The organism is Corynebacterium sp. CQ3829_602738 (genome assembly GCF_054478435.1).
In genome coordinates, this window is record NZ_CM137003.1 from 23,274 (window position 1) to 36,282 (window position 13,009).

At 62.5% G+C, this 13,009-nt stretch carries 7 protein-coding genes; 3 read left to right on the forward strand and 4 right to left on the reverse strand.

From position 1 onward, the window contains the following. Window positions 1-197: 197 nt before the first annotated feature. Complete coding sequence (locus ACX1NL_RS00110) at window positions 198-4,607, forward strand: hypothetical protein (RefSeq protein WP_458898287.1); 4,410 nt, start codon at window positions 198-200, stop codon at window positions 4,605-4,607. A gap of 324 nt (window positions 4,608-4,931) precedes the next feature. Further along, window positions 4,932-9,422, forward strand: a complete 4,491-nt coding sequence (locus ACX1NL_RS00115) for a hypothetical protein (RefSeq protein WP_458898288.1) — start codon at window positions 4,932-4,934, stop codon at window positions 9,420-9,422. A gap of 53 nt (window positions 9,423-9,475) precedes the next feature. Here the strand turns inward: ACX1NL_RS00115 and ACX1NL_RS00120 are convergent, their stop codons facing one another. Genes ACX1NL_RS00120 through ACX1NL_RS00130 form a run of 3 tightly spaced genes read right to left on the reverse strand, consistent with a single transcriptional unit; the run spans window position 9,476 to window position 11,798 of the window. Further along, window positions 9,476-10,987, reverse strand: a complete 1,512-nt coding sequence (locus ACX1NL_RS00120) for a cutinase family protein (RefSeq protein WP_458898289.1) — start codon at window positions 10,985-10,987, stop codon at window positions 9,476-9,478. 2 nt (window positions 10,988-10,989) lie between these two features. Next, window positions 10,990-11,427 carry a hypothetical protein gene (locus tag ACX1NL_RS00125; protein ID WP_181889424.1) on the reverse strand — a complete coding sequence of 146 codons (438 nt, stop codon included), beginning with the start codon at window positions 11,425-11,427 and terminating at the stop codon, window positions 10,990-10,992. A gap of 53 nt (window positions 11,428-11,480) precedes the next feature. After that, window positions 11,481-11,798 (reverse strand): hypothetical protein, encoded by a 318-nt coding sequence (locus tag ACX1NL_RS00130; protein WP_181889425.1) that lies wholly within the window; start codon window positions 11,796-11,798, stop codon window positions 11,481-11,483. 62 nt (window positions 11,799-11,860) lie between these two features. Between ACX1NL_RS00130 and ACX1NL_RS00135 the strand changes: the two genes are divergently transcribed. Then, the gene (locus tag ACX1NL_RS00135; RefSeq protein ID WP_458898290.1) at window positions 11,861-12,043 is read left to right on the forward strand and encodes a hypothetical protein; all 183 of its coding nucleotides are present in this window, start codon (window positions 11,861-11,863) and stop codon (window positions 12,041-12,043) included. 1 nt (window position 12,044) lies between these two features. On the opposite strand, the gene ACX1NL_RS00140 is transcribed toward ACX1NL_RS00135, so the two are convergent. Further along, a complete protein-coding gene (locus ACX1NL_RS00140) occupies window positions 12,045-12,815 on the reverse strand; it encodes a hypothetical protein (protein ID WP_458898291.1) in 771 nt (256 codons plus the stop codon). Window positions 12,816-13,009: the final 194 nt, after the last annotated feature.

A 13,009-nucleotide genomic window follows, 5' to 3' on the forward strand; every position in this document is an offset into this window, starting at 1 on the left:
GGACAAAGGTCGAGGTCAGCGGGGTGGAGTTATGAGTTTTGTCTTAATATCTGGACTTTTATGGCTTTCAGTGGGGTTAAGGACTTCTTTTCGTCGGTTCATTGCGATTGAATAGGGGTCTGTCAGTTTTGGGGTCCGTGTTCAGGAACTCTCCAGGCTGCTTCGAATATCTCCCTAGACGTTGAAGGACTATGACGTTGCATAACGCAAACCTGAAAAAGCGCATCATGGCCACCCTGGTCTCCGGTGCAGTTGCATTCGGTGGTGCAGCCGTTGTCGCTCCCGCCGCAGACGCAGACTCGCGTATTACTAGCCAGTACTCCGCCCTCGACTCCTCCGTTGAGCAGGTCGCTGTCGACTACAACTTGAAGCAGGAGTGGAACCGGGACTCGGGCCAGTACTGGACCCCGCTCGGCCCGGGCTGGTGCATCGACCGCCACCTCGATGTCCCGCGCACTAACACTGCATATGAGGTGCGCAAGCTCGACGGCACCTCCGGCTTCTACGGCTTTAACGGCGACATGGGCGGCAACCTCAAGATCGACGAGGATATTGAGCGCGCCGCTATTAACCTGACCAAGCTCATGCTTACGGACGTGAAGCAGGGCAAGAACGCCGATGCAATGTCCAAGAACGTGGCACTGCAGGCGCTGCTGTCCAACAACAAGGAGACCCTGAACCTCCTGCGCGGCTGGGTTGCTGGCTCCCGCAACGTCCAGGTTCCGGGCGTGAAGCCGATCTCCGCACAGCAGTTCCTGCAGTGGACCGGTTTTGAGGTGCGCAAGAGCTACTTCGAGCAGAGCGGCCAGGCCAACTACTACCTCGCACTGAACGACGCTGCTTCCTCCCGCCTGAACGTCAAGGATGGCGAGTACGTCACCATCCTGCTGCCGCGTTCCTACAACGTGTACGAGGACCTGTCCAAGGAGCCGACCAACCAGCGCATCATCACCATTGCGCAGCCGGGCCTCGAGGGCTTCGAGCCGGGCGTCAAGGAAGGCCAGACGGTCAAGACCGAGTGGGTGACCGCACCGGCCACGACCAAGACTGTCACCGAGCGCCCGACCGTGACCAAGACGGTTGAGGTCGGCTCCCCGGACTACATCAAGGAAGAAACCGCCCAGCCGACGGTGACTAAGACGCAGTACGTCCAGCCGGTGCAGGAAGAGATCGCCACCGTCACCCAGGCGGAGAAGACGGTCACCACCACCCGCCGCCCGGAGGTCTCCACCGTCACTGAGACCAAGAAGGAGTCCGCACCGGACGTCACCATCACCAAGACCGCCCCGGCCCGGACCGTGACCCAGACCGTCGTGGGCGAGCCGGAGTACGTCACCGAGACCAAGACCGTCACCCCGACGACCACCGTCACCGGCGCGAAGCAGACCGAGTACGCCACCCGCACCCTCGAGCCGAAGGTTGAGACGGTTACGGAGACCAAGCCGGCCGTGACCTCCACCGCTACCGTCACCGCTGCGCCGGAGACGAAGTACGTGGCTACCACTGTCACCAGCACCCAGCGCGAAGAGAAGACCACCACCAAGGAGGTCGAGCGCTACTTCCGCCACTACGACTACGCCTTCGACTTCCGCACCGGCGAGAAGACCGAGGAGATCGAGGTCAAGAACCTCGGCTCCTGGGACATCGACTTCGTCGACGATTCCAACGGTCTGGTCGAGGTGACCAAGGAGGTCCGCGAGGACGGCACCGCCATCCTCAAGATCACCCCGAAGAAGGAAGGCCGCGGCAAGGTCCGCATCGTTGTCGTGGACAACGAGGGCAACCGCCACGAGTACGTCATCGACGTGGTCAACGATTCCACCACTGTGGAAACCACCGGCGAGGTCACCGTGAACAACCACTACTTCAACGTGGGTGTTTCCGGTGTGAACCAGAACATCGACATCCCGGCCGGCTGGGACTACGAGATCGTCGAGGGCAATGGCCTGGTCACCACCGAGGAGAAGGACGGCAAGCTCAACGTCAAGATCAACGACGGCGTGCTGAGGGGCGATGTCGAGATCGAGGTGTTCGAGAAGAACGACAAGGGCGAAAAGACCGGCAACAAGAACGTCTACAAGTTCATCATCGATGCCGCCTCCGACAAGTACACGCAGACCCGCGTGATCGGTAACGCCAACTCCTACAAGCTGGATATCGAGGCTGACATCCCGAACAAGCCGGAGATCGTCTCCGGCGAGGACCTCATCGAGTCCATTGAGAAGCGCGACGGCTTTTGGATCATCACCCCGAAGCCGAACGCCGAGGGCAAGGTTGTGCTCAAGGCTGTGGACGCTGAGGGCAAGACCTACACCTACACCCTGGACATCCGGCCGGGCACCAACGTCCTGGTCGACGTTGAAACCCACTTCATCCAAGAGGGCACGGATGTCGACATCAAGACCTCCGGCGACGGCTGGAAGCTGATCCAGACCGGCGGCGACGAGAACCAATGGAAGATCGAGGAAACCGATAGCGGCTTCAAGATCCACAACAAGGTCAACGGCACCGGCATCTTCAACCTGTACGCTCCGGACGAGAACGCCAAGGACGGCCGCGTCCTGGTCGGCGTCTACACCATCTCGGCGAAGCCGGAGGAGCAAATTGAGTACGAGGTCCCGAAGTTCACGCAGGATATCGTCGACCGCAACACCGCCGAATTCAAGCCGGGTAATGAGGGCAACACCTTCGAAATCATTGAGGGCAAGGACAACGCCACCCTGGTCAAGACCAAGGACGGCAAGTTCCGCGTAATGCCGAACCCGGGCTTCGAGGGCAAGATCGTCGTCGCCGAGAAGTCCCCCAACGGCAAGACCGTCGCCGAGTGGACCCTTAACGTCACCAAGGGTGAGGTCGAGGAGAGCACGTTGAAGACTGAGTCCAAGAAAGTACTCAACATCTCGGTCAAGAACCAGCGCATTGTCAAGGGCGAACACCTCATCGACCGCCTCGAGGACGGAAAGGTCTACTTCAAGGAAGGCGCTGAGGGTCAGGTCATCATTGAGAACCTGAACTCCCGTGATCTACCGTTCGCGCGCTGGATTATTGATGTCACTCCGTCCGCGCCACGCGAGGAGAACGTCCGCCTTACCTCGACCGGGAAGCTGACCCTCGAGATCCCGGAGGGCACCGAGTACGAGGTCACTGACGAGTCCCTGGTTGACGTGAAGAAAGATGGCAACACCATCATCGTCACCCCGGTAGATGGTGCTGAAGGCAAGACCCAGCTCAAGGTAAAGATGAACGGTCGCACCTTCGTCATCTACAACATCGAAGTGGTCCCGGGTAAGAACGGTAAGGGTGGTAACTCCCAGTCCCGCGAGCAGAACTTCAAGATCACCGAGGACGGCAGCTTCACTATCACCCGCATCAACAAGAACGAGATTCGCGTTGATGAGGGCGAGGAGTACGTTAACGTTAAGTTCGACGAGAAGACCGGTAAGTGGATCCTGACCCCGAAGGACAAGGACTCCATCGACAAGACCGTCACCGTCGTCGAGGTGGACAAGAACGGCAAGGTAGTCAAGCGCCACACGATTGAGATCGTGGAGCAGCCGACCCCGCTGAAGTTCGTCGAGGAGCGCGTTGTCTACAAGCGCGAGTTCAACGACAAGATCATTCCGGGCAAGGGCAACACTCTGCACGTGGTCCGTGGCAAGGACCTGATCACCAACGCGGCGCCGGACTCCAAGGGTCAGCTGTTCATCCAGCCGACTGAGAACAAGTCTGGTTCCATCCTTGTCGAGGAGCGTGATTCCGAGGGCAACCCGGTCCGCCTCGTCGAGATGGAGATCCCGGGTACGGCTGAGGGTCTTACCCCGCCGGACGTCAACGCTAATGGTTCCCGCGACAAGGGCTTTGACATCAACGTCAAGGGTGGCGAGAACTCGGTCGAGGTCTACGTCTGCTACAACGACGACTGCTCCAAGAAGAAGCGCCTTGAGCCGGGCAAGGAGATTGAGGTCTCCGAGGGCGGCAAGCTGCATGTCCTGCCGGGTGCTCACCTGGACGGCGGCGTCAAGCTCATGGTGGTTCCGGTTGAGAACGGCAAGCTCAACGACAAGGAAAAGGTGATCATCAACATCACCCAGCAGAACACGACGGTCCAGGAGAAGGGCTCCTCCAGCGAGCTTGACGGCAAGTGCATTGCTTCCCTGGTTGGCCTGTCCGCTCCGCTGCTGCTGGCTATCCCGGTCGGCATCCTGTCTCAGGTCCAGATCCCGGGCCTGGAGGGTGTCTCCGCGCAGATCAACGGCGCTATCCAGGATGCGAACAACCGCATCCAGCAGGGCCTGGGCATCTACAACGAGGATCGTGCACAGCGCGCCGCTGACCTCCAGGGTGCGTTCCAGGGCGTGAACACCGAGCAGCTCGGCATGGCTGTCGGCGCACTCGGAGCGATCACCGTCGGTCTGCTCATCGTTGATCAGGTCATGCGTGCCTGCGGCAAGGAGGAAGTGACCTCCTCCTACCAGCTTGGTAAGGCAACTGACAGCGAGTTCCTGATGTACGGCTCCTCTGGCAAGCCGTCCCAGGCTGAGGCTGATAAGGGCGAGGGCGAAAGCTCTTCCTCTTCCTCCTCTGAGAAGCAGGATTCCTCCAAGTAAGAACCGCCTTTAACCTGTGAAACCCGGTGCCAGTACGGCACCGGGTTTTCGGCGTTTCAATGCCGGTTTGTTGAACAATTGCGGGTTTTGTGGTGAAGATCACTCGATTTTTTTGTGTGGAAAAGCTGGACAAAGGTCGAGGTCAGCGGGGTGGAGTTATGAGTTTTGTCTTAATATCTGGACTTTTATGGCTTTCAGTGAGGTTAAGGACTTCTTTTCGTCGGTTCATTGCGATTGAATAGGGGTCTGTCAGTTTTGGGGTCCGTGTTCAGGAACTCTCCAGGCTGCTTCGAATATCTCCCTAGACGTTGAAGGACTATGACGTTGCATAACGCAAACCTGAAAAAGCGCATCATGACCGCAATGGTCACTGGTGTTATGGCTACGGGCGCGGTCGTATCCGCTCCGCTCGCAGAAGCCGCAAACGAGAACACTTCCAGCCAGCAGATCGTCGGTGCTTACGAGAAGCTCAGCGGCGCAGACCTGGCTCGCTACGACCAGATGTTGAAGCAGGCCCCGAAGGACGACCAGTCCATCGACCTGCTGCCGTCCAGCGCTGGCCCGGGCTGGTGCATCGACTGGGGTCTCGGTAACCCGTGGGATACCGGCAACTACCAGGTCCGCAAGCTCACCGGTGCTTCCGGTCGCGTCGGCAACGGCGATGCCATTAGCGAGGATGTCCGTATCGCGGCCATCAACGTGGTCAAGGAACTGCAGAAGGACTACAAGGCCTACGCAAACGGCGATCAGTCCAAGGCTGGCGCCATTTTGACCAAGAACGGCATTCTGCGCGCGCTGCTGTCCAACCAGCTGGGTTACCTGAACCAGGCTCGCGAGGATGTCGTCAACGGCAAGGTGAGCCAGTCCGCGTTTGAGAACCTGACCGGTTTCCGCATTCTGCACCATCAGGCACCGAAGGGTCAGCCGAGCTACTACCTGTCCAAGCTCCCCCGCCACGACGAGATTGCAAAGACTGTGAAGCCGGGCGAGTACGTCACCGTCCTGGTGCCGCTCGAGTACGACTACAACATCGTGCCGCGTAAGTCCTTCCAGCGTCTGATCCCGGTCCCGCAGCCGGGTCTGGATCCGAACCCGCCGAAGACCCCGCCGAGCATCGTGGAGACGATCCCCACCACGCCCGAGGTGACCACCACGGTGACCCGCCCGCAGGAGATCACCACCACGAAGACTCTGCCGAACACGACCTACACCACGACGCGGACCAAACCGGCCACTACCGTGACCGAGCGCTCCACGCTGCCGACGGCGTACACCACCGTGAGCACCCGTGAGGTACCAGGCAAGGTTGTCACTACGACCGTCACCCCGGAGCCGCACGTCACCACCGTCAACGAGACCGACTCCAACCCGCCGAAGGTTGTCACCAAGACTGTAACCCCGGAGCCGCACGTCACCACCGTGACTGAGCCGGGCAACTCTGAGGTTGTCACCGAAACTGTCACCGACACCCCGATTGTCACCACCAAGCCAGGCGAGGTTGTCACCGAGACCGTCACCACGCAGCCGGTCACCACCGTCACCTCCACCAACCCGGCAGTGACTGAGACGGTCACGAGCACCGTGAAGCAGCCGGAGACCACCGTGACCACCACGGTCACCGACGTGGAGAAGTACTTCGTTGAGAAGTACTACGAGCGCGTGAAGGAAGTTTCGGAGTACTACTACTTCGCAGGCTTCACCTACGGCGAGAAGTCCAAGGTCATCGAGCTGCCGGAGAAGATCGGCAACAAGTGGACCTTCGAGATCATCAAGGGCTCCGACATCGTGGTCGTCGAGCGCTCTGAGGACGGCAAGCTTGTCATCACCCCGCGCGAGGACTTCGAGGGCGAGGGTGAGGTTGAGATCCTCATCACCGACGACAAGGGCAACCAGCACATCTACCGCGTCAAGGTCACCGATACCGTGGCTGTGAAGGATTCCGTCAACGTCAAGGTGAACAACTTCTTCTACACCTTGAACGCTGGTAGCGAAGACCGCATCACGACCATCCCGTGGAAGCCGGGCGAGGAGATCGACTGGGGCCTGGGCTACGACAAGAACGGCAAGCTCATCAAGCCGGAGCACGGCGAGGTTGAGATCCTCAAGGACGAGGAAAAGGGCACCGTCACCGTCAAGGCTGGCGAGGACTACACCGGTAACGTCATCGTCCGTATCACCGAGGACAGCGGCGAGGTTCGCGAGAACATCGTCACCGTGGAGAACAAGACCTCCAAGTTCGACGTCACCCGCGAGATCCTGAACACCTCCACCGCGAAGATTGAGTACCGCGGTGGCGACTACAAGATCCTGGGCGACGGCGACAAGAAGGTCACCATCGAGCGTGACGGTGACGTCTGGGTAGTCACCCCGAAGGAGAACGCAACTGGCGACGTTGAGATCGTCTTCACTGACGAGAACGGCTTCGAGTACAAGTACACCCTGAAGCTGATCGAGGATAAGAACGCAGGCCCGACTGTCACCCAGCGCGACCTGGAGTACAAGTCCGAGACTCCGGACACCCTCGAGATCAAGTACATCGAGAACCACACTGCTGAGATCGTCGCGGGTGACGACGTCGCGAAGATTGAGAAGAAGGGCGACAACTGGGTCGTCACCCCGACCAACCCGGAGGGCGGTCAGGCGACCGTCCACATCAAGGACGAGAAGGGCCGTCTGGTGGCCGTCTGGGTCGTCGACGTTTCCAAGCGTGATGTCGAAGAGGTGGAGAACCAGAAGGTCGAGCGCGAAGCTAATGACCGTGCGACAGTTGAGATCTCCCGCGGCACGAAGGACTTTAACTGGTTGGAGGTTGTCGAGGGTGACGAGTACCTTGATAAAGACTCCGAGATCAGCAAGGACGCGAATTTCAGGCTGAAGTTTAAGCCGGTTCCGGAAGGCGAGACTCGCACCGTCAAAGTCGTTGAGAAGACCAAGATCATGGTCGACAAGCTCGACGAGAACAAGCAGCCGGAGCTTGATGACGAGGGCAACCCGGTGCAGGTTGAACAAGAGGTCACGGTCAAGACCTACACCTACACCGTCAAGCCGTCCCCGGTCCGCGAGATGAACTACACCATCACCGCGGATAACGAGCTGAAGCTCTACGGCACCAAGTTCCGCGTTGCCAAGGGCGGTGACCTGCTGGCTGAGGAGCCGGCGAAGGACGCCTCCGAGATCAAGGTGACCCCGAAGCGCGACGCCAAGGGCACCCTGGTCATTGAGAACGTTTCCGAGGACGGCTACGTCTTCGAGCGCTACACCTTCGAGATCACCCCGGGCCGCAGCGCTGAGCTGTCCCCGGAAAAGACCACCATGGGCTGGAACCAGCCCGCGACTATCGAGTCCGAGGACGGCGAGAAGGTCGAGGTCCTCGAGGGCGAGGAGTTCGTCGACGTCAAGCGCGAGGGCGACAAGCTCATCGTCACCGGCAAGGAGAAGGCTGGCAAGGCTCTGATCCAGGTCAGCGACGATCGTGGTGCGTACGCGCAGTACGAGATCACCCTGACCGAGCCGAAGCGCAGCGGTCTGTACACCTACAAGATCTCCACCTCCACTGAGTTCCAAGCGACCCTGGTCAACGAGGAGAACAGCTTCCGCGTGGTCAAGGGCGCTGACGCGTTCGAGGCTCCGGAGGAGAGGAACGGCCAGTGGGTCCTGCGTCCCAAGGCTGACAAGGTTGGCGAGACCGGCATTGTTGCGGAGTTCAACAAGAACGGTCAGGAGATCAACCGCTACAAGCTGGAGATCGTCGAGTCCAAGACCACCGGCGCACGTCAGCAGACCGACTTCCTCATCGAGGGCGACGCCAAGGAGCTGAAGAAGCTGGACGAGGGCAACAAGGTTGTCGTCGTCAGCGGCAATGACCTGGTTGACCTCAAGGACAACGGCGGCTCCGTCGAGCTCACCGCGAAGAAGGGCTCCGCCAACAAGGTGGTCCGCGTCGAGGAGCGCAACTCCAACGGCGACCTGGTCCGCGTCATCGCCTACGGCATCTACCCGGAGGGCACCCGCACCGCCGAGGGCAATGTGATCAGCGAGAACCACGATCTGCCGGTCGTGATCGACACCAGCATCAACAACCACTCCCCGGTCAACGTGACCTTCCCGGACAACGTGAACGACATCATCTTTACCAAGGGCAAGGAGTACTTCGAAGAGGTCAAGAAGACCGACGAGGGCGTCACCCTGGTCCCGCGCAAGGATCTGAAGCCGGGCACCTACAAGGCGACCTACCTCCTGGTCGGCCCGGATGGACAGTCCTACGGCGAGCGCGAGATCGAGATCAACGTCAACGTTGAGAACAACACCCGCACCGAGCAGAAGGGCTCCTCTGGCGAGCTCGACGGCAAGTGCATCGCCGGCATCGTGGGCCTGACCGCTCCGCTGCTGCTGGCTATCCCGCTGGGTATCCTCTCCCAGGTCCAGATTCCGGGCCTGGAGGGTGTGTCCGCGCAGATCAACGGCGCTATCCAGGATGCGAACACCCGTATCCAGCAGGGCCTGGGCATCTACAACGACGATCGTGCGCAGCGCGCAGCTGGCATCCAGGGCGCGTTCTCCATCGAGAACCCGGAGATGATCGGCATGGCAGCTGGTGCCCTGGGCGCTATCTCCCTGGGTCTGCTGGCAGTCGACGGCGTCATGCGCGCCTGCGGTGCGGAGGAGTACACTTCCTCCTACATGATCGGCAAGGCCACCGGCAGCGAGACGCTGATGAACGGTTCCTCCGGCAAGTCGGACAACAAGGACAACAAGTCCACCGACAAGGCTGAGGGTTCGTCCAAGGCTGAAGGCTCCTCCGACAAGGAGAAGTAAGCCCCCGAAGAGCTAATGCCCACCAGGTCCACCCTGGTGGGCATTTCTCTTGCCTACTTCCCGGCAACCCCCTCGACCACCTCGCCGAGCCAGCCCAGCGCGTAGTCGTAGCCGGTGCGACCCTCCACCGCGTACCCGCCGGGGATGTCGGTGTAGCCCAGTTTGTAGTACGACATGTGCCGCGGTCCGAAGTCGCCCGCCAACTTCGCGGATGCCACCAGGTTTGCGTTGGCGGGGTGGTCGTAGGCGGCGCGCAGCCCAGCGGCGTCGATAGCCTGGGCACTCAGCTTTGCGACGAGCTCCCGCACCACCACCTGCCTTCCCTCCGTCCCCGTGGGCGTCCGGGGGACCACGCCGAAGCGCTCCAACCACCAGTACATCTGCTCCGCAGCCTGGATCGCCCGGAACACCTCGAGCAAGGCGTCGAACCAGGCGGCGGCCGGCGAATCACCCATCGCGCCGCGCAGGCCGTTGAGCCCCTGCAGCATCCAGGTCCAGGTCACGCCCTCCTTCGCCAGCTCCGGCGCTGCGGCCGCCAGCGCGATGGCGGCCTGCTGCTCCACAGGCGTGGGGCTCGCGGTATCCGCGTGGCGGCTGGCGGCGGAGAGGATCAGGTGGAGTTCGTAGAGGATTTGGGGGGCCACGGTGGCGTCGAGAAGCGAAAGCCCCGACTCCTTGACCGCCTCGCGCGGGGGCATGCCCGCGGCCCGCAGCTGCTGGAAGCGCGCTACGCGCATGCCGGTGAAGGCGTTGAACGGGCCGACCAACACGTCGCGGCCGGCCACGTCCGCGACTGCGCGCAGCACGGAGTCCGGGTCCGTCGCGCACGCCATGTCGGCGCCGTTGCACAGGGAGAGCATGCCCTCGAGTCCGTTGAAACTGGCGCGGCGGGTGCCGGCCAGGCCGACGCGGGTGGGGTCGAGGGTGGTGCCGCCGGTCTGTACTGTCTCAAAGTTGGCGCCCCGCAGGCCCTGAGGCGCGGGTGCGTAGAGACGCGAGTGGCGCGCGGGCTCGGCGGGATCGCGCACGGGGGCGCGGGCGGGGTCGGCGAACAGCAGCACCGCGGCGATGTCATCCGCACCCACTCCGCGCACGCGCCCGGCGGCGGCCTCCGCGGCGGCGTCGCCGATCAGGTGCGCGCCCTGGGAGTAGCCGATGAGGATGAAGCGGGTGCCGGGGCAGTGCCGGGCCACCGTCTCCATCTCCAGGGTGGCGACGTCGCGGCCGTAGCGCACGGACTCGCCGTAGGTGGCGGCCTCCGTGCCCTCCAGGCCGTTGCCGGCGCTGCCCAGCGCGCTGAACCTGCCCAGCGAGGCCGGATACTTCACGGTGTAGGTGGACACGGTGCGGGCGCCGAAGCGGCGCTGGAGGTCGTCGGCGGGGGAGGACGCGTCGTCGAAAAGCGTCTCGCGCGCGGACGGATCCCAAGAATGCGAAAACCCCGTGCCAGCCGCCTGGATGACGTGCACGGGGTGGCAGCGCAGCCTCACCGCCTCCGCCTTCGGCGCGGCCACCGCCGCCGGGATCAGCGCGGCGGCGAGCGTGAGGGCGAGGGCGCGCTTCACGGCTACTTACGCGGCAGGGCAGCCAGCGCGAGGCCGATGCCCACGAGCCAGGAGTCCTTCGCAATGGCAAGGCCTGCGCTGGACGGGCGGATGCCGTCGTCCTCGGTGTACTGGTCGCCGCCGAAGTACATGGTGAGCAGGCCAGCGCCGAACGCGGTCAAGCCCAGGCCGGCGAGGCGGTTCGGGATCAGCGGGCACAGAAGCGCCGCACCCAGGGCGGTTTCGGCGGAGGCGAGGCCGGTGGCGAACGTCTCGGCGTCGACCTGGCCGAGCTGCGGGATGCCGTCGGTGGCCATGTCGCGCAGGCCCTCGGCGCCTTCCTTGTCCACCTGGAACTTGCCCAGGCCGGAGTTCAGGATCAGGGCGCCGGTGGGGATGCGCAGCGCCGCAGACGGCAGACGCAGGTTGATCTTGTCCTTGTTGGATTTCTTGAAAAACATGGGCGGGGTCCTTCGATCTATCGGGGAAATGTTGTGCCCCGCCCATGGTAGGGCTAAACCGTCAGCTCGGGGTGGAGATCCTTCATCCGCCAGGTTCGGCGGGCGTACAGAGCCGCGCACGAGATGGCTACGGACATCGCGCCGACGAACAGCAGCACGGTCACGGCGGTCCACATGCGCGGGTCGTACGACTGTGTGCCAAACAGTGCGTAGCGCACTAAATCCACCGAGTAGTGGGCATCGCCACCCTCTACCGTCACTTTCCCACCCGCGCCGCGCTCTACGACGCCTGCGCGATCGTCTTCCTCGAACGCATCGAAGCACTCCTCGACGACACTCTCGACGGCTTCGAGGACAACCCCGTCGAGCACTTCGAATCCTTCGTCTGGGCGCTCGTCGAATCGGGCGTGGGCATCCTCGCCGCGACGTCTTCATGGGCAAGGTGCAATTGCTTATCGACGCCGCCGCCCCCCACGGCATCATCGCCCCCGGCCAGTCACCCATGCAGCTGGCAACCGAGCTCGTCGTGGCGACGCGGCCGCTCGCCGGCATTCTCCCGGACGTGCGCGACCGCCTGGTGCGCCACCTCATGGCGGGCTGGCGCACCACGGCGTGATTTAGTCCTCGCGCAGCTCGTGGCGGCCACCGTCGATGTCGTCCTCCGCGGAGTGCTGGGGGTTGGTGGCCTTGCGCTGGTCGTCCGCCAGGGTGTCCAGGGTGGTCAGGCCCTCCCCGCCGAGGTCCTGGGAGCCGGTGGCGTCGGTAAGCAGCTGCTCCTCGCCCGGCTCATTCGGGAACACGCCGCCCTCGACGCCCTCCTCACGACGGGTGCGATCCCGGTCGTCCTCCGTACGCGTCGAGTACACGATGGTGGAGGAACCGCGCGTATCCGTCTCCGTGCGGGTCGGCGCCGGGCGGTACGTCTTCGCCGGCTCATCCTCGCCCGCGAGCTTGTCCTTGAGGAAGAACTCCCAGGCCGCCCACGCGCCGCCCGCGAGCGCCGCGGTGGCCAGGGTGGTGCCGATGACCTTGCCAACGCCGCCCTTCTTCTTTTTCTTCGCGCTCTTCTTTGCGTTCTTCGCGTGCTTCTCCAGGAACTCCTGGCGCTCCTTGCGGCTCGGGGCGGCGGCCTCGAACTGCTTGCGGCGGCGGTCCAGCCGGTCGTGCGCGTCGCGAGTGATCTCGCCAGCCTGCGCGCGGGCGGCGCCGTACAGCTCCTCCAGCTCGTCGATGTCGAACTTGTCGTGGATATCGTCCAGCTTGCCGTCCTTCAGGTTGTCCAGCAGGGACTGGTAGATGTCGCGCTCGCGCTTGTCGTTCTGGTCGCGCAGGTACTTCCACGCCTGGTTGGCAAAAGCGGCGGCGAAGCCGATGTTCTTGAGGTTCATGGGTGTCTCCTTGTGTTGCGTTTGTGAGTTTCGGGTGGTTACGCGGCCCAGGGTAGCGAAATCCGCGGGGCTCGCCGTTTCCGCCGCCGCGCCACCCACACGCGTACCAAGCGTTACGCAAAAGTGAACAGCTTGGTTCATTTTGCGCGATTAACATTCACGCAGAAAAACCGCGTGCGCAGCGCAAACATTGC